The organism is Nocardioides ureilyticus, from assembly GCF_051280745.1.
Taxonomy (GTDB): Bacteria; Actinomycetota; Actinomycetes; order Propionibacteriales; family Nocardioidaceae; genus Nocardioides.
In genome coordinates, this window is the sequence record NZ_JBNCOG010000018.1 from 60859 (window position 1) to 84224 (window position 23366).

Below are 23366 nucleotides of genomic sequence, written 5' to 3' on the forward strand. Positions count from 1 at the left end.
GAGTTCCGCGCAGGTCACCCACCGCGCTCATGCGGGGCCGCGCGAGCGTCGGCGCCGTACGACGAGCGCCCGCTGCTCCGGGAAGCTCCACCCGAAGCGAACCGCGAGCAGCCGGGTTGCCGTGGTGAGGGCGACGCCGGCGATCACGGCATCCAGGATGGCGGCGCCCGCCGCGATGAGCAGGACGAGCAGCGCTGCGCCGGCGGCCGCGGCGACCGCGTACAGCGACCCCACGTGGAGGAACGCGACGGGGAGGTTGAGCATCAGGTCCCGGATCACCGAGCCTCCCACCGCGGAGACGGTGCCGACCAGCACAGCGGGGATGGCCGGGACCTGGAGGTCGAGAGCCTTCGAGGTGCCGATCGCGCCGAAGAGCCCGATGGTCACAGCGTCGAGCGGGAGGATGACCGGGGTGAGCCGGGCGAACAGCTGCTGGAGCGACATCCCCACCAGCGCGGCCACGACAGCGACCAGGACGTACCACTCACCGCGGATGACGACCGGGGCCTCCCCGAGCAGGAGATCGCGGAGCACGCTTCCGCCGAGCGCGAGGCCGACGCCCACCATCACGGCGCCGAGCACGTCGATGTGGCGATCGGTGAACGCGCCGGCGAACAGGGCTCCCTGCAGCGCACCGAGGGCGACTGCGGCCAGCTCGACCGCGAGCGGGATCGCGAGAGGCATCGTCTCGTTCAACCTGGCTGCTCCTGTGCTGCGTGTCTGCCCCACCGGCCCCTCGCGCCATTCGGTCGCGGCGCGGAGGGGCCGGCGCGGGCTGGGTCGGCCACGTGTCAGCTGGTGGCTGTGCGAGCGGCCTCGTCGATCAGGCGTGCGACAGCCTCGGGCTGGGAGACCGAGACGGCGTGGGACGCGTCGACCTCGACGTTCCGGGAGCCGGCACGCTCGCCCATGAACCGCTGCGACTCCGCCGGGACCGCGAGGTCCTCGAGGGTCACCAGGTTCCAGCTCGGGATGTTCTTCCACGCCGCTCGGGTGGCCTTCTCCTCCAGTGCGTCACCGACGATCGGTCGCTGGGTCACGGCCATCAGCGCGGTGACCTCCTCGGGCACGTCGGCCGCGAAGACCTCCCGGAACCTGTCCTGCTGGATGTAGAGGTCGGCGACCTCCTGGCCGTCGGCGGAGGGGAGCGGCACGGGGTTCAGCGCCGGGCCGAGCTCCCCGCCGGGGAACTTCGCGGCGAGCTCGCCGGTGCTCTCGCCCTCCTCGAGGATGAAGCTGGCCACGTAGATCAGCGCCTTCACCTGAGGATGGCCGTCGGCCGCCTGGCTCATGACGCTTCCCCCGTAGGAGTGGCCGGCGATGACGATGGGGCCGTCCACGCTGTCGAGGACGGTGCGGAGGTACTCCGCGTCGGCATGCAGGCCGCGCAGCGGGTTGGCCGCCGCGATCACCGGGTAGCCGTCGTTGCGCAGGGAGACGATCACGTCGTTCCAGCTGGAGGAGTCGGCGAAGGCTCCGTGCACGAGCACGACTGTGGGGCGGGTGGTCGAGCTCTCATGGGTGGTGAGGGACATGGTGGATTCCTTTCGGGTTGGGAGGCGGAAGACCCGCCTGGGTACGACCCCGCAACACGCGGTGCTGCGGGGTCGGCAACGGGGGTGCCGGTCAGGGACCGCGTGTGCTGTCAGGTGGTCCCGGATCGTGGCGGAGCGGTCCGGTCGGGTGGTGTCGGAGGACCTGCGTCTGGGCGATCAGCTCCGGACGAACTCGAGCAGGTCCTGGTTGATGACGTCGGCGTTGACGGTGCACATGCCGTGCGAGAAGCCCGGGTAGACCTTGAGGTGGCCGTCCTCGAGCAAGCGGATCGACAGCTCGGCGGAGCCGGCGATCGGGACGACCTGGTCGTCGTCGCCGTGCATGACCAGGGTGGGCACCTGGATACTCCGGAGGTCGTCGGTGAAGTCGGTCTCCGAGAAGGCCTTGATGCCTTCGTAGTGGGCCAGGGCGCCACCCATCATCCCTTGGCGCCACCAGTTCCAGACGACCCCGTGGGAGACCTTCGCGCCGGGTCGGTTGAACCCGTAGAAGGGGCCGGAGGCGACGTCGAGGAAGAACTGGGACCGGTTGCTCGCGGTCCCCTCACGGAAGGTGTCGAACACCTCGATCGGCAGGCCGCCCGGGTTGGCGGCCGTCTGCAGCATCAGCGGGGGCACCGCACCGATCAGGACCGCCTTGGCGACCCGGCCGGCGCCGTGCCGCGCAACATAGCGGGCCACCTCTCCTCCGCCGGTGGAGTGCCCGACGTGCACCACGTCGCGCAGGTCGAGATGGGCGACCAGCGCGGCGACGTCGGCGGCGTAGTGGTCCATGTCGTGCCCGTCGGGAGCCTGGCCGGACCGGCCGTGCCCGCGACGGTCGTGGGCGATGACACGGAAGCCGTGCTGGACGAAGAACATCAGCTGCGCGTCCCAGTCGTCCGAGCTCAGCGGCCAGCCGTGGTGGAACATGATCGGCTGACCCGAGCCCCAGTCCTTGTAGAAGATCGAGGTTCCGTCGTCGGTGGTGATGATCGGCATGGGTGTGCTCCTTGCGTGCTGTCCGGCGGGGCACCGGGTGTTCCGCAAGCCTTGCCCGATGCAGCGCGTGCAGCGTCAGTCAGATGACTGCACGTCGACGACGTGACCGACCCGGCCGACCGGAGCGGTCACCGGGCGCTGTCGATTGAGGGGTCGGTCGAGGGGTCGGTCGAGGGATCGCTCAGGGCGTCCCGCAGGGCCGCGCGGGAGGTGATGCCGAGCTTCGGGAAGGTGCGGTAGAGGTGGGCCGACACGGTGCGGGGCGACACGTACAGCCGGGTGGCGATCTCGCGGTTGCTCATGCCGCGTGCCGCCAGCTGCGCGACCTCGAGCTCCTGAGGGGTCAGCGCGGCCACGCCGCCGGCGACACCGGTCCGGCGCGCGGCGCCGGTCGCCCGGAGCTCGGTGGAGGCTCGCTGGGACCACAGCAGTGCTCCGAGACGGTCGAATCCGTCACGGGCGGCCTCGAGCTGGACCCGCGCGTCACGGGTGCGCCGCAACCTGCGCAGCCGCTCGCCGTAGGCCAGCCGCACACGTGACAGCTCGAACGGCCATACCTCGGTCCCCGGCACCGCGAGCGCCTCGTCGAAGAGGTCCGCTGCCGTGTCGTCCGGCGCGACCATCGCCAGCGCGGCAGTAGCGACCATGGCGAACCGCGGTGACAGCCGACCCGGGTCGGCGGCGTGCAGGGCCTCGGCGTGGGCCCGGGCTTCGTCGGCTCGGCCGGTGTGCAGCGCGGCGTCGACCAGGTCCAGCGCTGACCACAGTGCCTGCGGGTCGTGGGTGTGCAGGCTGCCCGGTCCGCCGATGGCGGTGGCGTGGGCGTAGGCATCCTCGAAGGCGCCGGCGCCGAGCGCCGCCTCGCCGAGCGCGTGGTGCGCGAAGTCCTCGAGGCGTCCTAGCTGCCGGGGCGCCGCCCATACGAGCATGGCTTCGCTTTCTGCGGTGCACGCCTCGAGGTCCCCGCGGCGCGCGGCGATGAGGGCGGTGGCGTAGGTGCGGCTGGAGTCGTACAGCCGGTAGCCGAGCTCTTCCGCGAGCGCTCCTGCGTCGGCGGCGGTCCGCTCGGCGGCATGCCACCGTCCGGCGGCGAGATGGTCGAAAGTCATCATGCTCAGCGCCATGAGTGCCGAAGCGGCGGCGCCGGACTCGCGGCCGTCACGGGCGACTCGGTCCAGGGCACGCCGGCAGCCGGCCAGCCGGTCGGTGTAGAAGCTGGCGATCGCGGTGCGGATGATCAGCTCCACGTCCAGGGTGTCGTCGAGCTGCTCGATCTGGCGATCGAGCGCCGCGAGCATCGACGGTGATGCGGTGAGAGGGGCGGCGAAGGTCTCGGTGAGGAGGATGGCGTCGGCCGGTGCCGACGTACCCATCCGGGCGACGAGGTCGTCGTAGTCCTCCCAGTATTCCACACGCCCCGCGTAGTGGCACATCACCACGAGCGTGTAGAGGCCGCGGGAGAGTGCCTCCCGGTCGTGGTCGGGCTCGGTCAGTGCGGTGTCGATCGCGGCGGTCAGGAACCGGTGCGCCACCGTGGCGTCGCCGTCGCTGTTGAGCAGCATGTAGGCGGTGGCGACCGCCGCCTCGAGCGTCTCGCCGAGCGTGGGGTCTCTGCGCCTGGCATCGCGCAGCAGCTGCGAGGAGCTCTGGAGCTCGCCCGCGGCGAAGGCGCCGATGAACGCCGCGTGCGCCATACGTCGGCTTCGGGCGCTGCGGTCGGGGCTGAGGTCGGCGGCGCGCAGCAGCCGAGTGACGGCCCCGACGACGTCGCCGCGCTGGAGTGTGCGTTGGGCACCCTCCTCGATGACCGCGGCCACGGTCTCGTCTGGTGCCTCCGCGGCTTCGGCGACGTGGTGCCCTCGCCGCTCGGGCTGGTCGGCGAAGATCTCCGCCAGCCGTTGGTGTGCCTCTCGCCTGTCGTCGTGCGTCGAGAGCTCGACGAGCGCCGACTTGATCATCGGGTGCCGGAACCTGATCTCGCCGGCCCGCTCGTCGACCATGACCAGGTGGTCGTGCTCTGCCGGGCCGAGGTCGGACAGGCCTGCCGAGCCGCTGCCCTCGGCCAGGGTGGACAGGCTGCCCGAGCCGTCGAGCGCGGCGATCAGCAGCAGCCGGCGCGTGGGCGGCGGCAGGCATCCGATCCGGGTCGCGTAGAGCGACCGGACCTCACGGATGGTGGCCGCCGCCGCCCCAGGGGCTGCGCGACGACCGGTGCGGGGGTGACCGGCCGCTGCCGCGAACTCCAGCAGCGCCAACGGGTTGCCCTGTGCCTCGTGCGCGACCTCCCGCAGGACCCGTGTGGGCAGGTGAGCGAACTGGTGGGCCAGCAGCTCCATCGCATGGTCGTCGTCGAGGGGGTGTACGCCGAGCTCCGGCCACCCGGTGCGCTCGAAGAACCCACCGGCGCTGGGCCGGGTCGCCCCCAGCAGGCCGATCCTGCTGCCCTGGAGCCGGCGACCGACGAAGCCGATGACGGAGGCGGTGGCGCGGTCCAGCCAGTGCATGTCGTCGATGACCACGAGCAGCGGCGTCTCGGTGGCCGCCTGGCGTAGCAGCGCCAGCGAGGCCTGCAGCAGGGTCAACCGATCCGGAGCGGAGCCCGAGCCGAGGCCGAGGGCGACCTGCAGCGCCTCCCGGCTCGCGGCGGGGAGCTGCACCAGCTCGTCGGTCAGCTGGTCGACGAGCTGGTGCAGGCCGGCGAAGCTCACGTCGGTCTCGTACTCGACGCCTCCACCGCGGACGACACGCCACCCGCCGATGGACGCTGTCCTGGCGGCAGCGTCGAGGATGGCCGACTTGCCGACCCCCGGTTCGCCTGTCAGCAGGAGGGCTGCGCCGTCAGTCTCGGCCCGGGCCAGGAACGCGTCGACGGCTGCAAGCTCGCGCTCGCGACCGAGAAGACCGTACGGGTCGCTGTCCAGCTGAGCCATAGGTCTCGCTCCACGGCTCCGCCCCGAGTCGCGGAGAAGGCATCGGATTCCGGTGAATGGAGCCCCATGCTAGGCGCTACCCGCCTTCAGGCGCACCACTTGGAACGTCAGCTGGAAGCGCCAGGGTCCCCGAGACGCCGCCGGCGCGATCGGGCAGGCGCCTGGCGCCGCCCGGTCAAGAAGACTCCTCCAGCGTGGGGTAGTCGGCGTATCCGGCGGGACCGCCGCCGTAGATGAGCTCGGGTCGCAGCGGGTTGAGGTCGGCGCCGGCGGCGAGACGAGCGGGCAGGTCGGGATTGGCGATGAAGGACTTGCCGAAGGCGATGGCGTCGGCCCACCCGTTCTCGAGCACGCGCTCGGCCTTGGCGGCGTCGTAGCCGCCTGCGGCGATGATGACGCCGCTGAAGGCCTCGCGGAGCTTGATCCGGAAGTCGTCGTCGAGCTCGGGGCCTTCGGCCCAGTCGGGTTCGCTCAGGTGGAGGTAACCAAGGTCGCGCTCGTTGAGCCGCTCGGCGATGTAGAGGCCCATCTCGAGCCCGTCGGCGTCGTCGAGGCCGCCGAACTTGATGAGCGGTGAGATGCGCATGCCGACGTGAGCGGCGTCCCAGGTGCCGATGACGGCATCGACGACCTCCAGCGGGAAGCGGGCGCGGTTCTCCAGCGAGCCGCCGTACTCGTCGGTCCGGTGGTTGCTGCTAGTCGACATGAACTGCTGGAGGAGGTAGCCGTTGGCGCCGTGGATTTCCACCATGTCGAAGTCGGCGTCGCGGGCGTTGCGTGCCGCTCGGCGGTAGTCCTCGACGATGCGGGAGAGCTCGTCGGCCCGGAGCTCGCGGGGAGTCGGGCACGGCGCAGTGACGAGGTTGCCGGCACTGTCGGCGATGGTCGTGAGGCCGTCGAACGGCAGGGCGCTGGCGGAGACGCCGGGGCCACCGTCCTGGAGGTCGGGGTGGGTGACCCGCCCGACGTGCCACAGCTGCGCAGCGATCTTGCCGCCGCTGCCGTGCACGGCATCGGTGACGCGACGCCAGGCGTCGACCTGCTCGGCGGAGTAGATCCCCGGCGTGGCGACGTAGCCCTTGCCCTCCGGGCTTATCTGGGTGCCCTCGGTGACGATGAGGCCGGCGCTCGCACGCTGGGTGTAGTACTCGGCCATGAGCCCCGTGGCGGTGTCACCCGGCTGGGCGGCACGCATCCGGGTCATCGGTGCCATGAAGACCCGGTTCGGTGTCGTGAAGGCCGGCAGGGACAGCGGGTCGTGCAGGGTGGGCATGGTGCTCCTTCGTGCTCTCGGTGACGCAGTCGCATCCGGGACTGGTTCGGTGACGGTCGGGCTGGGAGTCGCGCTCGCACGCACCGCGCAGGTGGATGTCGGGGCACGTGGGCGGCGCGATGCCGCGGGCGCACCGACAAGACTGCTCCGCACCGGTGTCGACAACATCAGTCCGATGACTGCCATCGGTGGTGGTCGCCCCGCCCCGAACGCTTCGGAGCGGAGCCCCGACGAGGGCAGCGGTGAGTGGACTGCCGTTCCTCGCCCGTCGTGAGCCGCGCGCCAGACCGAGTTGCACGCGCACCACACCGAGCGCGGCAGCACGGGCCCGGCGGTGCCGCTCCGGGATCTCGTAGGCGTCCACCGGTGCTTGACCGGCGAGGTCGAGGACCGGACGGATGACGAACCGGCACGAGCGTCCCAGCACGCGGCTGATCCAGGACTCGGTGACCGGCCCGTGGCCCTCGAGCCGGGCGATCGCCTCGACAGGCCGGCCGTCGGCCCCGCGTTCGGTTCCTCCCGCATAGGCGTGCAGGTGGAGGTTGACCGTCGGCATCAGGTCACGGAGATCAGCGTCCAGCTCGTCCGGCCTGCCGGCGGCGAGCAGCCGGAGGGCATGGACGCGGCGGTCGTCGACGGTCATCGCCACCTGGTCCGGCGCGAGATCCTCGGGAGCCGGGTCCTCGGACGCCGGGTCCTCGGGCGTCGGTTCGTCTGGCAGCACCGCGCGCAGCCGGTCGGCGAGGATGGTGACCGCGGCGTCGATCTGCTCGATGGTGGCAGCACGGACCATGAATGAGGCCATCCCGTGCTTCTCGCCCCTCAGCTTCTTCGCGAACCGCGCTCGCCGTGCCTTCTCCTCCCTGGCCCGCGCGACCTCCGGCGCGGCCGCGGCGTCGACGTGCCGTGCCTCCTGGGCGCTTGCGGGTCGAGCCGGTCGACGGAGTGCACGACCGCCCACTGGTACGCCGCTCGCAACAAGCCGACCTCCGCACGACGGGCGGTCTCGGCGCAGTCGTCGGCGAAGTCGAGGAGGTCCTCCTCGCTCACCACCTCGAGCGCCTGCTGCGCTCCGAGTGCTCCCGTGCCGACCATGGGACAAGTCCACCACCGGGCACCGACAGTCCGGCCCCGGAATCCTGTGGAGAAGTGGCCCCTCGGGTCACGGTCGGGTCACGAGACCGAGAGGGCCTCCACAGGGAGCGCACGGGTCGTCGCGGCCTGGGGGTGGCGCACGGTCAGCAGCGCCCAGGTGACCGCGGCCGAGACCACCGCCGCACCGAGCAGGTGCAGGCCCACGAGCACCACCGGCAGGTCGGTGAAGTACTGCACGAAGCCGACCGCACCCTGGGCCAGCTCGACGGCGAGCAGCCAGCGGGCGGCGCGGCGTGCCTGCGCGGGCGCGCCGACCGCCCGCAGGGCGAAGAGCAGGCCGATGGTGAGGCCGAGCAGGAGGAAGACGGCGTCGGCGTGCAGCTGGCTGACCTGCAGCGGGTCCAGGCCGGTGCGCACGGAGTCCTCGTCCCCGGCGTGGGGGCCCGATCCGGTCACGACCGTGCCGATCCAGAGCACGGCCCACGCTGCGGCGAACGTCGACCAGGCCAGGCCGACGAGTGGGCCGCGGACCGGTGGCCCGACCGGGGCCAGGGTCAGCTGGAGGAAGCGCACCGAGAGACCGATGATCGCCAGGGAGCAGAGCAGGTGGAGCGAGACCACCCACGGGTTGAGGTCGGTCAGGACCGTGATGCCGCCGATCACCGCCTGGGCCGGGATGCCGGCGGCCAGGAGCGCGGCGAGCCGGGTGAGGTCGCTGCGGCCCGTGCGCCAGGCCGCCAGGAAGGTCGCGACGGCGATCGCCACCAGCACGAAGGTGAGCATCCGGTTGCCGAACTCGATCGCCTCGTGGAGGTCGAGCTCGCCGTGGGGGACGTAGGAGTCCTCGTGGCACCGGGGCCAGGTCGGGCAGCCGAGGCCCGACCCGGTCAGCCGGACGGCGCCGCCGGTGACGACGAGGACGCAGTTGGCCACCAGCGTCGCCCAGCCCAGGGGACGCACCCACCGGACCGCGTCCTCGGTCGTGAACCGCACAGTCCTCACTCCCACTTGAACGTCCGGGCGGTCAGCGCCGTGCCGACCACCGCCCAGGCCAGCAACGTGAGCATCGCCACGGGGGCCAGCTGCCCGTCGGCCAGCGCCGCGCGCATGCCACCGCCGAGCGCGCCGGACGGCAGCCACCGCACGACGTCGCCGAAGGAGCCGTACGCCGAGGCGGGCAGCACCACCGCGCCGCCGGCCATCAGCAGCAGGTAGACCAGGTTGGCCGCGGCGAGGGTCGCCTCGGCCCGCAGCGCGCCGGCCAGGGCGAGACCCAGGCTCGCGAAGGCCGCCGTGCCGAGGAGCCCGACGAGGACGGCGCCGAGCGCCCCGAGTCCGCCACCCGCCGGGTCCCACCCCATGGCCAGCGCCACGGCGGAGATCACGGCCACCTGCAGCACCTCGACGACCAGGAGTGCACCGACCTTGCCCACGAGCAGGCCGGAGCGAGGGAGCGGCGAGCTGCCGAGCCGCTTGAGGACGCCGTACCGGCGCTCGAACCCGGTGGCGATGGCGAGGGACGTGAACGCCGTGGACATGACAGCGAGGGCCAGGACTCCCGGCGTGAACACGTCGATGGCCCGCTCGTCGAGCTCGAGCCCGATCCGGTCGGCGCCCTGCACGGCCCCGACCAGGACGATGACGGGGATGACGACGGCGAGCAGGAGCTGCTCGCCGTTGCGCAGCATCAGCCGCGCCTCCATGCCTGCCTGGGCCAGGACCTGGCGGTGGAACGGTGCGGCGCCGGGCCGCGGTGTCCAGTCGGTCGCGCTCATGCCTCGAGCCCCCGTCCGGTGAGCTCCAGGAAGACGTCCTCGAGGTTGCGCTGGCCGAGCGTGAGGGACTCCGGCAGGACGCCCTGTGCCTCGCACCAGCCGGAGACCCGGGCGAGCGTCGAGGCGTCGGCCGGGCCGGTCACCAGGAGGCTCACCTCGTCGAGGAGGGTGACCTCGATCTGCTCCCCGAGCGCGGCCCGCAGCGACTCCGGTGCGCCGGGCGGGAAGGGCCGCGACACCACCAGCCGGATGGTCGCCACGGTGCCTCCCCGGGTGAGCTGGAGCGGCGACCCCGAGGCGATCAGACGGCCCCGGTCGATGATGTGGATCCGGTCGGCGAGCCGCTCGGCCTCGTCCATGTAGTGCGTGGTGAGCACGACGGTGACGCCCGCGTCGCGCAGCTCCCCGAGCAGGTCCCAGGTCGTACGCCGCGACTGCGGGTCCATGCCGGCGGTCGGCTCGTCGACGAAGACGATCTCCGGTCGGCCGACCAGCGCCATCGCCAGCCCCAGGCGCTGCTGCTGCCCGCCGGAGAGCCGGCGGTACGGCGTCCGGCCGCAGTCGGCGAGGCCGAGCCGGTCGGCGAGCACCTCGACCTCCATCGGGTGGGCGTGCAGCCGGGCGACGTGGCGCAGCATCTCCATGGCGCGGACCCCGCTCCAGGCGCCGCCGCCCTGGAGCATCACGCCGATGCGGGGGAGCAGGCGTCGGCGGTCGCGGACCGGGTCCAGGCCCAGCACCCGCACGGTGCCGCGCTGCGGCCGGCGGTAGCCCTCGCAGGTCTCCAGCGTCGTGGTCTTGCCCGCGCCGTTGGGGCCCAGGACGGCGGTGATGGAGCCACGGTCGACCACCAGGGACAGCTCGTCCACGGCGACCTTGTCGCCGTACCGCATCACCAGGCCGTCGACGGCGACTGCTGGAGCGGCGTCGGACACCGCACCAGTCTAGGGAGACCCGCGGGTGGACCGACCGCGAGGTGGCGCCGGGGCGGTCTCCTATGGTTCGTGCCGTGAACTCCGTCGTCCTCGCCGCGGTGCTGGTGCCCACCGTCGTGGCGATGGTCCTCGTGGCGGTGCACCTGGTGCGCGACGAGACCGCGGGGGACCCGACGTTCCTGGTGCTCGCGGTCGTGGAGGTCGCGCTCGTCGTCCAGGCCGTCGTCGGCTGCGTGGCCCTGGCCGGCACCGAGCGCGACATCAGCGGCGTGACCTTCGTGAGCTACCTGCTCTCGGTGGTGCTCGTCCTCCCGATCGGTGCGTTCTGGTCGCTCGCCGAGCGCAGCCGTGCCGGCACGGCGGTGCTCCTGGTGGCCCTGCTCACCGTGGTCGCCCTCGAGGTGCGGCTGCAGTCCCTGTGGAGCACCGGTGGCTGAGCGCCGGCTGGCACTCTCCGACGGCTACGGCCGGGTGCTGGTCGCCGTGTACGCCGTGTTCGCCGTCGCGGCCACCGGCCGGTCGCTCGTCCAGCTGGGCACGGACGCGGGGCGCGCGCCTGTGGCGTACTCGCTCTCGCTCCTGGCCGCCGTGGTCTACCTCGTGGCGACCACCTGCCTGCTCGTCGGCGGTCGGCGCGGGTGGCTGGTCGCCCTCGCCGCGGTGAGCGTCGAGGCGGTGGGGGTGCTGGTCGTGGGCACGCTGTCGTACGTCGCGACCGACCTCTTCCCCGACCGCACCGTCTGGTCGCACTTCGGTCAGGGGTATGCCTTCCTCCCGCTCCTGCTCCCGGTCGTCGGCCTGGCCTGGCTGAGACACACGTCACCGTCCCGCTCGAGGTAAGGCGAGCCTTCCTTGAAGGGCGCCGACCAATAACGCCACACTGGTGTTGTGGAATTGGACGGAGCCCGGCCGGGCGGTGACCAGACGACGCGTCAGCGCGTCGCCCGGTCGATCCTGGTCGAAGGCCCGTCGACCGCCGCGGCGCTCGCCCAGCGGCTCTCGCTGACGCCCGCCGCCGTGCGTCGCCACCTCGACCAGCTCGTCGACGAGGGCGCGGTCGAGGCGCGGGAGCCCCGCAGCGTGGCCAGCCGCGGTCGCGGCAGGCCGGCGAAGGTCTTCGCGCTCACCGAGCTGGGCCGCGAGGGCTTCGACCAGCAGTACGACGACCTCGCCGTCCAGGCGCTCCGCTTCCTGCGCGAGACCGGCGGCGACGACGCGGTCCGGGAATTCGCGCACCGTCGCGTGGCGTTCATCCAGGAGCGGTTCGGCTCGGTCGCCGAGCAGCACCCCGAGCTCAGCCCGGCGGAGGTCCTCGCCCGCGTCCTCACCGACGAGGGCTACGCGGCCGCCGTCCGAGACGTGCCGGTCGGGGAGCAGCTGTGCCAGCAGCACTGCCCGGTCAGCCACGTCGCCCACGAGTTCCCCCAGCTGTGCGAGGCCGAGACCGAGGCGATCGCCGAGGTGCTCGGCAGCCACGTGCAGCGGCTCGCGACGATCGCCCACGGCGACGGGGTCTGCACCACCTGCATCCCGACCGTCACCAGCAGCACGAGCACCGCCAGCAGCACCAGCACCACCGCCAGCACGACCACCAAGGAGAAGGAGCGGGTCACCTCATGACCTCCATCGAGGAGCTCAACCCCGAGCTCAAGGGCATCGGTCGCTACGAGTTCGGCTGGGCCGACTCCGACGTTGCCGGTTCGGCCGCCAAGCGTGGTCTCAACGAGGACGTCGTCCGCGACATCTCCTCGAAGAAGAGCGAGCCGCAGTGGATGCTCGACCTGCGCCTGAAGGGCCTCAAGCTCTTCGGCCGCAAGCCGATGCCGACCTGGGGCTCCGACCTCGGCGGGATCGACTTCGACAACATCAAGTACTTCGTCCGGTCGAGCGAGAAGCAGGCCGCGACCTGGGACGACCTGCCCGAGGAGATCAAGAACACCTACGACCGGCTCGGCATCCCGGAGGCGGAGAAGCAGCGCCTGGTCTCCGGTGTCGCGGCGCAGTACGAGTCCGAGGTCGTCTACCACTCGATCCGCGAGGACCTCGAGGCGCAGGGCGTGCTCTTCCTCGACACCGACACCGCGCTCAAGGAGCACCCGGAGCTCTTCAAGGAGTACTTCGGCACGGTGATCCCGGTGGGCGACAACAAGTTCGCCGCGCTGAACACCTCGGTCTGGTCGGGCGGCTCCTTCATCTACGTCCCCAAGGGCGTGCACGTCGACATCCCGCTGCAGGCCTACTTCCGGATCAACACCGAGAACATGGGCCAGTTCGAGCGGACGCTGATCATCGTCGACGAGGACGCCTACGTGCACTACGTCGAGGGCTGCACCGCGCCGATCTACTCCTCCGACTCGCTGCACTCCGCGGTCGTCGAGATCATCGTGAAGAAGGGCGGCCGCTGCCGCTACACGACCATCCAGAACTGGTCGAACAACGTCTACAACCTCGTCACCAAGCGGGCCGTCTGCGAGGCCGGCGCGACGATGGAGTGGGTCGACGGCAACATCGGCTCCAAGGTGACGATGAAGTACCCGGCGGTCTACCTCATGGGCGAGCACGCCAAGGGCGAGACGCTGTCGATCGCCTTCGCCGGCGAGGGCCAGCACCAGGACGCCGGTGCCAAGATGGTGCACGCCGCGCCGCACACGTCGAGCTCCATCCTGAGCAAGTCGGTGGCGCGCGGCGGCGGGCGGACGTCGTACCGCGGCCTGATCCAGGTCAACGAGGGCGCCTACGGCTCGAAGTCGAACGTGCTGTGCGACGCCCTCCTGGTCGACCAGATCTCCCGGTCCGACACCTACCCGTACGTCGACATCCGCGAGGACGACGTGTCGATGGGCCACGAGGCGAGCGTCTCGAAGGTCTCCGACGACCAGCTCTTCTACCTGATGTCGCGCGGCATGGAGGAGGACGAGGCCATGGCGATGATCGTCCGCGGCTTCGTGGAGCCGATCGCCAAGGAGCTGCCGATGGAGTACGCCCTCGAGCTCAACCGCCTGATCGAGCTCCAGATGGAGGGCGCGGTCGGCTGATCGCCGCCTCCCGTCCTTCCCGCCGACCGTAGAGAGACAGACGCAGTGACCGTGACCGACACCGCCCGCGACAGCGTCGCGAGCGCCCTCGAGCAGGACCGGCTCGAGTCCCACCTCAACCCGCCGCCGTCCTACGACCTGGCCGACCACCCGGTGCCCACCGGGCGCGAGGAGATCTGGCGGTTCACGCCGCTCAAGCGCCTGCGCGGGATCCTCGACGGTGAGGCCTCCGACAAGCGACTGACCCGTGAGGCGAGCCTGCCCGACGGCGTGACCCTCTCCGAGATCACCGCCGAGCAGGCCCGCGAGCTCGGCGAGCTGGCGCCGAACGACCGGCCGGCCGCCCTCGCGATCGCGAACGCCGGCGGCGCCGTGCTGCTGGACGTCCCGGCCGAGCTCGAGGCCAGCGAGCCGGTGGTCATCACGCTCACCGGCGAGTCGGTCGACGACCTCGTGTGGGGCCACCTCGTCGTCCGGGTCGGCCGCTTCGCGAAGGCCACGATCGTGCTGCAGCACACCGGCTCGGCCCGGTACTGCGCCACGACCACCGTCGTGGTCGGCGACGGCGCGGACGTCAACGTGGTCTCGCTCCAGGAGTGGGACGACGACGCCGTGCACCTCGGTCGCGACGCGATCCGGGTCGGGCGCGACGCCTCGGTCAAGCACACCTCGATCAGCTTCGGCGGCGACGTCGTGCGCATGCACGCCAACGTCGAGTACGACGGCCCCGGCGGCTCCGCCGAGCTCCTCGGCCTCTACTTCGCCGACGCGGGCCAGCACCTCGAGCACCGGCTCTTCGCCGACCACAACCAGCCCCGCACCAAGTCCAACGTGATCTACAAGGGCGCGCTGCAGGGCGAGGGTGCCCGCACGGTCTGGATCGGCAACGTGCTCATCCGCAAGGTCGCCGAGGGCATCGAGACCTACGAGGAGAACCGCAACCTGGTGCTCACCGACGGCTGCCAGGCCGACTCGGTGCCCAACCTCGAGATCGAGACCGGCGAGATCGAGGGCGCGGGCCACGCGTCCGCGACCGCCCGCTTCGACGACGAGCAGCTGTTCTACCTCCGCTCGCGCGGCGTCTCCGACGCCGAGGCGCGCCGCCTGGTGCTGCACGGCTTCTTCCAGGACCTCATCCGGAAGGTCGGCGTGCCCTCCCTCGAGGAGCGGCTCGCGCAGACCGTCGAGGCCGAGCTGGCCAAGAACGTGCTCGACGCCCTTGCGCCGGTGAGCGCCTCGTGAGCTTCCAGCGCGCCTGCGCGGCGGCCGACGTCCCCACCGACGAGGCGCTCGGCGTCACCGTCGGGCGCTACGACGTGGCGATCGCCCGCGACGGCGACGACTTCTACGCCGTGCAGGACCTCTGCTCCCACGCCGCCGTCGCCCTGAGCGAGGGCGAGGTGGCGGACTGCGCGGTCGAGTGCTGGCTGCACGGCTCGCGCTTCGACCTGCGCAGCGGCAAGCCCACCGGCCTCCCGGCCACCGAACCTGTCGCGACCTTCCCCGTGGAGGTCCGCGACGACGCAGACGGGACCACTGCGGTCTACGTCGACACCACCACCACCCTGAACGGAGTCACCCCCTCATGAGCGAGCTCGTCATCAAGGACCTGCAGGTGTCCGTGGACACCGAGGACGGTCCCAAGGAGATCCTCAAGGGCGTCACCCTCACGATCAAGGACGGCGAGACCCACGCGATCATGGGGCCCAACGGCTCCGGCAAGTCGACGCTGGCCTACTCGATCGCAGGACACCCGAAGTACACGATCACCGGCGGCACCGTCACCCTCGACGGCGAGGACGTCCTCGCGATGTCGGTCGACGAGCGGGCGCGCGCCGGCGTCTTCCTGGCGATGCAGTACCCCGTCGAGGTGCCCGGCGTCTCGGTGGCCAACTTCCTGCGGACCGCCAAGACCGCCGTCGACGGCGAGGCGCCGAAGCTGCGCACGTGGGTCAAGGACGTCAACGGCGCGCTCGAGCGGCTCAACCTCGACGCGACCTTCTCGCAGCGCTCGGTCAACGAGGGCTTCTCCGGCGGCGAGAAGAAGCGCCACGAGATCGCCCAGCTCGAGCTGCTCGACCCGAAGGTCGCGATCCTGGACGAGACCGACTCCGGCCTCGACATCGACGCGCTGAAGATCGTCTCCGAGGGCGTCAACCGCTTCCGCCAGCAGGAGGGCAAGGGCGTCCTGCTGATCACGCACTACACCCGCATCCTGCGCTACATCAAGCCCGACTACGTCCACGTCTTCGTCAACGGCAAGATCGCCGAGCAGGGCGGCCCCGAGCTGGCCGACCAGCTCGAGGCCGAGGGCTACGACAAGTACCTGAAGGCCCAGGTCTGAGCATGCTGCCCGGACTCCTCCCCGAGCTGGAGGTCATCCGCAAGGACTTCCCGATCCTCGAGCGCACGCTCGCGGGCGGGCTGCCGCTGGTGTACCTCGACAGCGCCAACACCTCGCAGAAGCCGCAGTGCGTGATCGACGCGATGGTCGACCACCTCGAGCGGCACAACGCGAACGTCGCGCGCGCCATGCACCAGCTCGGGGCGGAGTCCTCCGAGGCGTTCGAGAACGCCCGGGACGTCGTCGCCCGCTTCATCGGCGCGCCCAGCCGGGACGAGGTGATCTTCACCAAGAACGCCTCCGAGGCGCTCAACCTCGTCGCGCACACGATGGCGTGGGCCACCGGCGACCTCGCCGTCGGCGAGGGCGACGAGGTGGTCATCACCGAGATGGAGCACCACTCCAACATCGTCCCGTGGCAGCTGCTCACCGAGCGCACGGGCGCCACGCTGCGCTGGTTCGGCCTCACCGACGAGGGCACGCTCGACCTGTCGGACATCGACGAGCTGATCACCGAGCGGACCAAGGTCGTCTCGCTGACCTGGGTGTCGAACATGCTCGGCACGATCAACCCGGTCGCCGAGATCGCCCGACGGGCCCACGAGGTCGGCGCGGTCGTCGTGGTCGACGCCTCGCAGGCGGCCCCGCAGCTGCCCGTCGACGTCGTCGAGTGCGGCGCCGACGTGCTGGTCTTCACCGGCCACAAGGTCGTCGGCCCGACCGGCATCGGCGTCCTGTGGGGCCGGCGCGCGCTGCTCGAGCAGCTGCCGCCGTTCCTCGGCGGCGGCGAGATGATCGAGACGGTCCGCATGGAGCGCTCGACGTACGCCGGGATCCCGCACAAGTTCGAGGCCGGCACGCCGCCGATCGTCGAGGCCGTGGGCCTCGGTGCGGCGCTGGAGTACCTCGCCCACATCGGCCTGGACAACATCCACCGCCACGAGCAGGCGATCACCGGGTACGCCCTCGAGGGCCTGGCCACCGTGCCCGGCCTCCGGGTGCTCGGCCCGGTCGACGCGACGCAGCGCGGGGGAGCGGTGGCCTTCGAGATCGACGGCGTCCACCCCCACGACGTGGCCCAGGTGCTCGACTCGCGCGGCATCGCCGTCCGTGCCGGCCACCACTGCGCGCGGCCGGCGCACGCCCGCTTCGGCGTGCAGAGCTCGACCCGCATGTCGTCGTACCTCTACACCACGCCGGGGGAGATCGACGCGCTGGTCGAGGGCCTGCACGCCACCCGCTCCTACTTCAAGCTGGGATGACGATGAGCAACGACCTCGACACGCTCTACCAGGAGATCATCCTGGACCACTACAAGAACCCGCACCACGCGGGCCTCCGCGAGCCCTACGAGGCCGAGGTGCACCACGTCAACCCGACGTGTGGCGACGAGGTGACGCTCCGCGTGCACGTCGCCGACGGGCGGGTCGAGGACGTCTCGTACGACGCCGTGGGCTGCTCGATCTCCCAGGCCTCGACCTCCGTCCTCGCCGACCTCGTCATCGGCAAGCCCGTCGAGGAGGCGATGGCGGTCCACCAGGAGTTCCTGACCCTCATGCAGGGCAAGGGGACGGTGGAGCCCGACGAGGAGGTGCTGGAGGACGGCATCGCCTTCGCGGGGGTCGCGAAGTTCCCCGCACGAGTCAAGTGCGCCCTGCTGGCCTGGATGGCCTGGAAGGACGCCACCGCCCGATCCCTGGAGGAGCAGCACTCATGACCGACCTCGAGAACACCGCCCAGCCCGACCACTCCGACCTCCCCGAGGTGCCCCAGGCGTCGGGTGCGGCGACCTCGACCGTGTCGCCCGAGGAGGTGACCGAGGCGATGAAGGACGTCGTCGACCCCGAGCTCGGCATCAACGTCGTCGACCTCGGCCTGGTCTACGACGTCCACGTCGACGAGTCCTCCAACGCCGTCATCGACATGACCCTCACCTCGGCGGCGTGCCCGCTGACCGACGTCATCCAGGACCAGACCAACCAGGCCCTCGAGGGCCTGGTCAACGACGTCGCCATCAACTGGGTCTGGATGCCGCCGTGGGGCCCGGACAAGATCACCGACGACGGGCGCGAGCAGCTGCGCGCGCTCGGCTTCAACGTCTGAGCCGCCCGTGGACGACGCCGCGGACCTGGACGGTCCGGACACCTCACCGGAGGTCGAGGCGTTCTGGGTGATCGCCCGCCGGCAGGCACGGCTCGAACGGATGCCGGGCTACTTCGGCCCCTCGGCGCTGGCGTCGCTCCCGCCGCCCGCGTGGTCCTTCGGCGCCACGCCGGAGCAGGCCGACGAGCTCGCGGAGCTCGTCGCCGCCGGCACGAAGACGGCGACGGCGAGCGCGGCGGAGGACTACGCGCTCGAGGGCGCGCCGCTGCCCGAGCCCGGCACGCTCGGCATCGTCCTCGACGGAGCCGGCCACCCGCGGGCACTGGTCGCGACGACCGAGGTCCGGGTGGTCCCGTTCGACCAGGTCGACGAGGAGCACGCCCGCGCCGAGGGCGAGGGCGACGTGACGCTCGCCTGGTGGCGTGAGCGCCACGAGGCGTTCTTCCGTGAGCACGACCCGCACGGCCGCGGGTTCCGACCGGACATGCCGGTGGTGCTGGAGCGGCTGCGCGTCCTGCACCCGAAGCCGCGGCGCCGGTGACCGACCGCGTCGTCCTCGTCCCGCAGGTCCGGGTCGCGCGGTGGGTGGCCAACTTCGAGGACCGGCACGGTGGCACGGTGCTCCGCGTCGAGGCCGGCGCGCTGGCCGGCGCGGCCGAGGACGGGTCGACCTTCCTGGCCCGGCTGCCGTTCGGTGCGCCGTACGACGCAGCGCCGGAGGCGGAGGCCCTGGCTGCTGCCGTCGTCGCGCCGTCGGACTGGGGGGTCCTGCTGGTGCGCAAGGGCGGCTTCGCGGTCGCGCGGCTGCAGGGCACGACCGTGACGGCCTCCAAGGTCGGCCAGCGCCACGTGCAGGGGCGCACGAAGGCCGGCGGGCAGTCGCAGCAGCGGTTCGCCCGACGCCGGCAGAACCAGGCGCGCCAGGCCTACGAGGCCGCCGCCGGGCACGCGGCCCGGATCCTCGAGGGCCTGCAGGGGCCGCTGGTCACCGGTGGTGACCGGTCCGCGGTCGAGGAGGTCCTGGGCGAGGGGCCGCTGGCAGGGCTCACCGTGGTCGGGCCGTGGCTCGCGGTGCCGGATCCGCGCCGGGCGGTCCTGGAGCAGGCGGTCCTGGACGCCTGCTGCGTCCAGGTCGAGGTCCGCAACGCCTGAGGCACGCCCGCGCGCCTGCGTGACGACACGCACGCCCGCGGCTAGCGTCCCGGTCATGTGGCAGCCCGAGCCGGGGTGGTTGGCGGTGCCCGGCGGCAGCGGTACCTCGACCGTCGGGGTCTGGCGCACGGTCGTCGGCGACCAGGCCGTGGTGGTCAAGCGCCTCGCCCGGCCGGTCGACGGCGACCCGCCGGAGCTCTCCGACCCGCGGCACCCGGCGTACTGGCGTCGCGGGGCCGACGTCCTCGCCGGCGGGCTGGTGGACGCCACGCCGGGCCTGCGCGCCTCCGGGCAGGCCGCTGTCGAGGAGGACGACGAGGGGATCACCCTCACCGAGGTGTGGGTGGAGGACGCCGCCAACAGCGGGCTGTTCGTCGCCCGGTCCCTCGGCCGCTTCGCCGGTACGACGCTGGGCGGGCCGGCCCTCGCCCGCGACCAGCTGCGGGTGCGGATGGCTCGGGTCGAGCGGGCGGGCGGCTGGCGGACCCTGGCGCGGACGACCGTGGCCGACGTGGCCGAGCACCTCTGGGGGCGGCGCACCGCGCTGCTGGCCGAGCTCGACGCGCTGCCGCAGGTCCCGCAGCACGGCGACCCCACCCCGGCGAACCTGCGCGGCCGCGACGGTGACGACGTGGTCGCGGTCGACTGGGGCTCCCTCGGCCACGGGCCGGTCGGGGCGGACCTGGGCTACTACTCGCTGCAGGCCCGCGAGGAGCTGGAGCCGCTGGTCGAGGCCTACCTCCTCGGCCTCCCGCCCGCCCTCGCGACGGCGGAGGAGGTGCGGCACGGCGCCCGGCTCACGGCCGTGCTCACGGCGCTCAACCGCGCCGAGTGGGCGTTGGCCCGGGTGGCCGGGGGAGAGGGCGCGCTCGCCGGCAAGTACCGGCACCCGGCGGTGGCACCCCACCTGCGGGCCCTGCAACGCCAGTTCCCCAGCATCGAGGCCCTGCTCGCGTCCTGACGGAGCAGCCGACCTCAGAGCTCGTCGGCGGCGAAGGTGTCGCACGCCTCCAGCGAGCCGGTCTCGTAGCCGGTCACGAACCACCGGACGCGCTGTGCGGCAGAGCCGTGGGTCCAGGTCTCCTCGGTCACCTGGCCTCGGGTCCGCTCCTGGATCCGGTCGTCGCCGATGGCCTCGGCCGCCGCGACCGCCTGCTCGACGTCCTCCCGCGTGAGCTCGGTGATGAGCACGGTGCCGTCGGCGTCCTCGGTGGTGGTGGCGGCGTGCGCCCACATCCCGGCATAGCAGTCGGCCTGCAGCTCCAGCCGCACGGCGTCGCTCCTCGGGCCCTGCTGGGTACGCACCCGGCTCATGGTCCCGAGCACGTTCTGGACGTGGTGGCCGTACTCGTGGGCGAGGACGTACGGCTCGACGAAGCCGCCGCCCGGCCCGCCGAGCTGCCGCTCGAGCACCGCGGCGAAGAAGGTGGTGTCGAGGTAGATCGACTCGTCCACCGGGCAGTAGAAGGGCCCCACGTCCGAGCTCGCCGAGCCGCAGCCGGTCTGCACCGACCCGGTGAATGTCACCAGGCGCCCCTGGGGCCGGAACCGCTGTCCGAGCTCGTCGGACCAGAAGTCGTGCAGCGAGTTCTCCACCGCGACCCGCGCGCAGTCGGCGTTGGTGTTGGCGTCGGCGCCGGTCCGGCACGCCGCGTAGCGGTCGGAGTCCGCCAGCCGGGTCGTGTCGTAGCCCGCCGCACCGAGGCCGGGCACACCTCCACCACCGCCGGCACCACCGCCGACGCACTGGGTCAGCACGAGGAAGAGGACGACGACCACGAGGCCACCGAGGCCGATGCCCCCGCCGGCGCGGACGCCACCGCTCCGCGGCATCCGGCCGCCGCCACCACGGAAGCCCCCGCCACGCCCGCGGCCGCCGCGACCCAGACCGCCACGTCCGGCGTGACCGATCCGCCCGGTGTCGAGCCGGGCCCTGGGGTTGAAGCGCATGCGTGACTCCTCGACGGTGGCTCCGCGTTTCGTGGAGGGCCCGTACCCACAACTAGACTGGGCCTCCTCATGATCACCGCCACCCAGCTGGAAGTCCGCGCGGGTGCGCGACTCCTCATGGAGAACGTCAGCTTCCGCGTCGCGGCCGGCGACAAGATCGGCCTCGTCGGCCGCAACGGCGCCGGCAAGACCACCCTCACCAAGATCCTCTCCGGAGAGGCGCAGCCCGCGTCGGGGACCGTCACGGCGACGAGCGAGGTGGGCTACCTCCCGCAGGACCCGCGCACCGGCGACCCCGAGGTCCTGGCCCGCGACCGGATCCTCTCCGCGCGCGGGCTCGACGCCGTCGTACGCCGGCTGCGGGACGCCGAGACGGCGATGGGCAGCGACGACCCGGCCGTCCGCGACAAGGCGATGCGCCGCTACGAGCGGGCCGACGCCGAGCTGCACGCCGGTGGCGGGTACGCCGCGGAGTCGGAGGCCGCGGTCATCGCCCACAGCCTCGGCATCGAGGACCGGATCCTCACCCAGCCGCTCAAGACCCTCTCCGGTGGCCAGCGGCGCCGGGTCGAGCTCGCCCGGATCCTCTTCTCCGGCGCCGAGATCCTCATCCTCGACGAGCCGACCAACCACCTCGACGCCGACTCCATCGTCTGGCTCCGGGACTTCCTCAAGGCCCACAAGGGCGGCTTCATCGTGATCAGCCACGACAACGGCCTGCTCGAGGAGACCGTCAACAAGGTGCTGCACCTCGACGCCAACCGGGGCGAGATCGACGTCTACAACATGGGCTGGCGCGACTACCTCGTCCAGCGCGAGACCGACGAGCGCCGGCGCAAGCGCGAGCGGCAGAACGCCGAGTCCAAGGCGAAGGCGCTGACCGAGCAGGCGAACAAGATGCGGGCCAAGGCCAGCAAGGCGTCGGCGGCACAGTCGATGCTCAAGCGCGCCGAGAAGATGGTCGCGGGCCTCGAGGGGGAGCGGCAGGCCGAGAAGGTCGCCCGGATCTCGTTCCCGAAGCCGGCGGCCTGCGGCAAGACGCCGCTCACGGCCCAGGAGCTCTCCAAGTCCTACGGCTCCCTGGAGGTCTTCACCGACGTCGACCTGGCCATCGACAAGGGCTCCCGCGTGGTCATCCTCGGGCTCAACGGCGCGGGCAAGACCACCATGCTGCGGATCCTGGCCGGCGTCGACCGCCCCGACACCGGCGCCGTGGTGCCCGGGCACGGGCTCAAGGTCGGCTACTACGCCCAGGAGCACGAGACCCTCGACACCGAGCGGACCGTGCTGGAGAACATGCAGAGCGCGGCCCCGCAGCTCACCGACACCGAGGCCCGGTCGGTGCTGGGCTCGTTCCTCTTCTCCGGGGAGGACGCCCACAAGCCCGCCAAGGTGCTCTCCGGCGGCGAGAAGACCCGGTTGGCCCTCGCCTCGCTCGTCGTCTCGAGCGCGAACGTGCTGCTGCTCGACGAGCCGACCAACAACCTCGATCCTGCCTCCCGCGAGGAGGTGCTGGCCGCGATCCGGTCCTACGAGGGCGCCATCGTGCTCGTCACCCACGACGAGGGTGCGGTGCGCGCGCTGGAGCCCGACCGCGTGCTGCTGCTGCCCGACGGCGACGAGGACCTCTGGAACGAGTCGTACGCCGACCTGGTCTCCCTCGCCTGAGCCGGGCTCCGGACCGGGCCGCGGTCGGCATGTCGGGGGACGTCTCTAGGCTCGCGCACATGCACACCGACCAGGACCTCGCCGCCGCCGGCCTCCACCTCCAGCTCACCGGCCCGGTGGCCACCATCACCCTCGACCGGCCCGACGTCCGCAACGCCCAGACGCCGGAGATGTGGCGGGCGCTCGCCGGCATCGGCGAGCGGCTGGCCGACGACGTACGGGTCGTCGTGGTCCGCGGCAACGGGGCGTCGTTCTCCGCCGGCCTCGACCGGAGCCTGCTCGACCCGACCGCCGGCGGTCGGACGGGGGAGTCGGTCCTCGACCTGGTCGACCTGTCCGACGAGGAGATGTCGGCGACCATCGACGCCTACCAGCGCGGGTTCACCTTCCTGCGCGACCCGAGGTTCGTCTCCGTCGCGGCGGTCCACGGCTACGCCATCGGCGCCGGCTTCCAGCTCGCGCTCGCCTGCGACCTGCGCGTCGTCTCGACCGACGCCCAGCTGTGCATGAAGGAGTCGGCCCTGGGCCTGGTCCCGGACCTCACGGGAACAAAGCCCCTCGTGGAGTGC

General features: G+C 72.1%; 25 protein-coding genes. 15 read left to right on the top strand and 10 right to left on the bottom strand.

Going from position 1 to position 23366, the window contains the following annotated elements:
* Window positions 1-27: 27 nt before the first annotated feature.
* From ACSMHG_RS11870 to ACSMHG_RS11910, 9 genes are all read right to left on the bottom strand, one after another.
* On the bottom strand, window positions 28-684 hold the full coding sequence (locus ACSMHG_RS11870) for a trimeric intracellular cation channel family protein (protein ID WP_435745164.1): 657 nt from the start codon (window positions 682-684) through the stop codon (window positions 28-30).
* Window positions 685-791: 107 nt separating this feature from the next.
* Window positions 792-1535, bottom strand: coding sequence for an alpha/beta fold hydrolase (locus tag ACSMHG_RS11875; protein WP_435745166.1), 744 nt, complete (start codon window positions 1533-1535; stop codon window positions 792-794).
* A gap of 177 nt (window positions 1536-1712) precedes the next feature.
* Window positions 1713-2537, bottom strand: a complete 825-nt coding sequence (locus ACSMHG_RS11880) for an alpha/beta fold hydrolase (protein ID WP_435745168.1) — start codon at window positions 2535-2537, stop codon at window positions 1713-1715.
* Between the two features lie 128 nt (window positions 2538-2665).
* Complete coding sequence (locus ACSMHG_RS11885; RefSeq protein ID WP_435745170.1) at window positions 2666-5467, bottom strand: helix-turn-helix transcriptional regulator; 2802 nt, start codon at window positions 5465-5467, stop codon at window positions 2666-2668.
* A gap of 175 nt (window positions 5468-5642) precedes the next feature.
* Complete coding sequence (locus tag ACSMHG_RS11890; protein WP_435745172.1) at window positions 5643-6740, bottom strand: alkene reductase; 1098 nt, start codon at window positions 6738-6740, stop codon at window positions 5643-5645.
* Window positions 6640-7533, bottom strand: coding sequence for a hypothetical protein (locus tag ACSMHG_RS11895; protein ID WP_435745174.1), 894 nt, complete (start codon window positions 7531-7533; stop codon window positions 6640-6642). The genes ACSMHG_RS11890 and ACSMHG_RS11895 overlap by 101 nt, the downstream gene beginning before the upstream one ends.
* Before the next feature lie 380 nt (window positions 7534-7913).
* On the bottom strand, window positions 7914-8828 hold the full coding sequence (locus ACSMHG_RS11900; protein ID WP_435745176.1) for a COX15/CtaA family protein: 915 nt from the start codon (window positions 8826-8828) through the stop codon (window positions 7914-7916).
* Window positions 8829-8833: 5 nt separating this feature from the next.
* Window positions 8834-9610 (bottom strand): ABC transporter permease, encoded by a 777-nt coding sequence (locus tag ACSMHG_RS11905; RefSeq protein ID WP_435745178.1) that lies wholly within the window; start codon window positions 9608-9610, stop codon window positions 8834-8836.
* On the bottom strand, window positions 9607-10545 hold the full coding sequence (locus tag ACSMHG_RS11910) for an ABC transporter ATP-binding protein (protein ID WP_435745181.1): 939 nt from the start codon (window positions 10543-10545) through the stop codon (window positions 9607-9609). Before ACSMHG_RS11910 ends, ACSMHG_RS11905 begins: the two co-directional genes overlap by 4 nt.
* A 74-nt stretch (window positions 10546-10619) precedes the next feature.
* Between ACSMHG_RS11910 and ACSMHG_RS11915 the strand changes: the two genes are divergently transcribed.
* From ACSMHG_RS11915 to ACSMHG_RS11975, 13 genes are read left to right on the top strand one after another with little or no spacing between them, the layout of a single operon-like run.
* Window positions 10620-10982 (top strand): hypothetical protein, encoded by a 363-nt coding sequence (locus ACSMHG_RS11915; RefSeq protein ID WP_435745183.1) that lies wholly within the window; start codon window positions 10620-10622, stop codon window positions 10980-10982.
* The gene (locus tag ACSMHG_RS11920) at window positions 10975-11385 is read left to right on the top strand and encodes a hypothetical protein (RefSeq protein WP_435745186.1); all 411 of its coding nucleotides are present in this window, start codon (window positions 10975-10977) and stop codon (window positions 11383-11385) included. Before ACSMHG_RS11915 ends, ACSMHG_RS11920 begins: the two co-directional genes overlap by 8 nt.
* A gap of 48 nt (window positions 11386-11433) precedes the next feature.
* A complete protein-coding gene (locus tag ACSMHG_RS11925; RefSeq protein ID WP_435745188.1) occupies window positions 11434-12165 on the top strand; it encodes a helix-turn-helix transcriptional regulator in 732 nt (243 codons plus the stop codon).
* Window positions 12162-13580 carry a Fe-S cluster assembly protein SufB gene (gene sufB / locus ACSMHG_RS11930; protein ID WP_435745191.1) on the top strand — a complete coding sequence of 473 codons (1419 nt, stop codon included), beginning with the start codon at window positions 12162-12164 and terminating at the stop codon, window positions 13578-13580. The genes ACSMHG_RS11925 and sufB overlap by 4 nt, the downstream gene beginning before the upstream one ends.
* Window positions 13581-13625: 45 nt before the next feature.
* The gene (gene sufD, locus ACSMHG_RS11935; protein WP_435745193.1) at window positions 13626-14822 is read left to right on the top strand and encodes a Fe-S cluster assembly protein SufD; all 1197 of its coding nucleotides are present in this window, start codon (window positions 13626-13628) and stop codon (window positions 14820-14822) included.
* Complete coding sequence (locus tag ACSMHG_RS11940) at window positions 14819-15169, top strand: non-heme iron oxygenase ferredoxin subunit (RefSeq protein WP_435745196.1); 351 nt, start codon at window positions 14819-14821, stop codon at window positions 15167-15169. The genes sufD and ACSMHG_RS11940 overlap by 4 nt, the downstream gene beginning before the upstream one ends.
* A complete protein-coding gene (gene sufC, locus ACSMHG_RS11945) occupies window positions 15166-15924 on the top strand; it encodes a Fe-S cluster assembly ATPase SufC (protein WP_435745199.1) in 759 nt (252 codons plus the stop codon). The genes ACSMHG_RS11940 and sufC overlap by 4 nt, the downstream gene beginning before the upstream one ends.
* A gap of 2 nt (window positions 15925-15926) precedes the next feature.
* Window positions 15927-17186 (top strand): cysteine desulfurase, encoded by a 1260-nt coding sequence (locus tag ACSMHG_RS11950; protein WP_435745201.1) that lies wholly within the window; start codon window positions 15927-15929, stop codon window positions 17184-17186.
* A 2-nt stretch (window positions 17187-17188) separates the two neighbouring features.
* Window positions 17189-17641, top strand: coding sequence for a Fe-S cluster assembly sulfur transfer protein SufU (gene sufU / locus ACSMHG_RS11955; RefSeq protein WP_435745203.1), 453 nt, complete (start codon window positions 17189-17191; stop codon window positions 17639-17641).
* Complete coding sequence (locus ACSMHG_RS11960) at window positions 17638-18027, top strand: metal-sulfur cluster assembly factor (protein WP_435745205.1); 390 nt, start codon at window positions 17638-17640, stop codon at window positions 18025-18027. The genes sufU and ACSMHG_RS11960 overlap by 4 nt, the downstream gene beginning before the upstream one ends.
* 7 nt (window positions 18028-18034) lie before the next feature.
* A complete protein-coding gene (locus tag ACSMHG_RS11965) occupies window positions 18035-18568 on the top strand; it encodes an ASCH domain-containing protein (RefSeq protein WP_435745207.1) in 534 nt (177 codons plus the stop codon).
* Complete coding sequence (locus ACSMHG_RS11970) at window positions 18565-19179, top strand: acVLRF1 family peptidyl-tRNA hydrolase (RefSeq protein WP_435745210.1); 615 nt, start codon at window positions 18565-18567, stop codon at window positions 19177-19179. Before ACSMHG_RS11965 ends, ACSMHG_RS11970 begins: the two co-directional genes overlap by 4 nt.
* 55 nt (window positions 19180-19234) lie before the next feature.
* On the top strand, window positions 19235-20140 hold the full coding sequence (locus tag ACSMHG_RS11975) for a phosphotransferase family protein (protein WP_435745213.1): 906 nt from the start codon (window positions 19235-19237) through the stop codon (window positions 20138-20140).
* 14 nt (window positions 20141-20154) lie between these two features.
* On the opposite strand, the gene ypfJ is transcribed toward ACSMHG_RS11975, so the two are convergent.
* Entirely contained in the window at window positions 20155-21129 is a 975-nt protein-coding gene (gene ypfJ / locus ACSMHG_RS11980) for a KPN_02809 family neutral zinc metallopeptidase (RefSeq protein WP_435745215.1), read from the bottom strand.
* 69 nt (window positions 21130-21198) lie between these two features.
* On the opposite strand from ypfJ, the gene ACSMHG_RS11985 reads away from it, so the two are divergent.
* The gene (locus ACSMHG_RS11985) at window positions 21199-22797 is read left to right on the top strand and encodes an ABC-F family ATP-binding cassette domain-containing protein (protein WP_435745218.1); all 1599 of its coding nucleotides are present in this window, start codon (window positions 21199-21201) and stop codon (window positions 22795-22797) included.
* A gap of 59 nt (window positions 22798-22856) precedes the next feature.
* Window positions 22857-23366 (top strand): enoyl-CoA hydratase/isomerase family protein (locus ACSMHG_RS11990; RefSeq protein WP_435745220.1); only part of this gene is annotated, 510 nt, incomplete at its 3' end.

What these genes read in the sequence shown, in the direction of transcription:
- ACSMHG_RS11880 (WP_435745168.1), bottom strand. Translation starts at nt 2,537, where the DNA reads ATGCCGATCATCACCACCGACGACGGAACCTCGATCTTCTACAAGGAC.
- sufB (WP_435745191.1), top strand. Translation starts at nt 12,162, where the DNA reads ATGACCTCCATCGAGGAGCTCAACCCCGAGCTCAAGGGCATCGGTCGC.
- sufU (WP_435745203.1), top strand. Translation starts at nt 17,189, where the DNA reads ATGAGCAACGACCTCGACACGCTCTACCAGGAGATCATCCTGGACCAC.
- ACSMHG_RS11960 (WP_435745205.1), top strand. Translation starts at nt 17,638, where the DNA reads ATGACCGACCTCGAGAACACCGCCCAGCCCGACCACTCCGACCTCCCC.
- ACSMHG_RS11950 (WP_435745201.1), top strand. Translation starts at nt 15,927, where the DNA reads ATGCTGCCCGGACTCCTCCCCGAGCTGGAGGTCATCCGCAAGGACTTC.
- ACSMHG_RS11890 (WP_435745172.1), bottom strand. Translation starts at nt 6,740, where the DNA reads ATGCCCACCCTGCACGACCCGCTGTCCCTGCCGGCCTTCACGACACCG.
- ACSMHG_RS11895 (WP_435745174.1), bottom strand. Translation starts at nt 7,533, where the DNA reads ATGGTCCGTGCTGCCACCATCGAGCAGATCGACGCCGCGGTCACCATC.
- ypfJ (WP_435745215.1), bottom strand. Translation starts at nt 21,129, where the DNA reads ATGCGCTTCAACCCCAGGGCCCGGCTCGACACCGGGCGGATCGGTCAC.
- ACSMHG_RS11985 (WP_435745218.1), top strand. Translation starts at nt 21,199, where the DNA reads ATGATCACCGCCACCCAGCTGGAAGTCCGCGCGGGTGCGCGACTCCTC.
- ACSMHG_RS11875 (WP_435745166.1), bottom strand. Translation starts at nt 1,535, where the DNA reads ATGTCCCTCACCACCCATGAGAGCTCGACCACCCGCCCCACAGTCGTG.
- ACSMHG_RS11870 (WP_435745164.1), bottom strand. Translation starts at nt 684, where the DNA reads ATGCCTCTCGCGATCCCGCTCGCGGTCGAGCTGGCCGCAGTCGCCCTC.
- ACSMHG_RS11885 (WP_435745170.1), bottom strand. Translation starts at nt 5,467, where the DNA reads ATGGCTCAGCTGGACAGCGACCCGTACGGTCTTCTCGGTCGCGAGCGC.
- sufC (WP_435745199.1), top strand. Translation starts at nt 15,166, where the DNA reads ATGAGCGAGCTCGTCATCAAGGACCTGCAGGTGTCCGTGGACACCGAG.
- ACSMHG_RS11975 (WP_435745213.1), top strand. Translation starts at nt 19,235, where the DNA reads ATGTGGCAGCCCGAGCCGGGGTGGTTGGCGGTGCCCGGCGGCAGCGGT.
- ACSMHG_RS11905 (WP_435745178.1), bottom strand. Translation starts at nt 9,610, where the DNA reads ATGAGCGCGACCGACTGGACACCGCGGCCCGGCGCCGCACCGTTCCAC.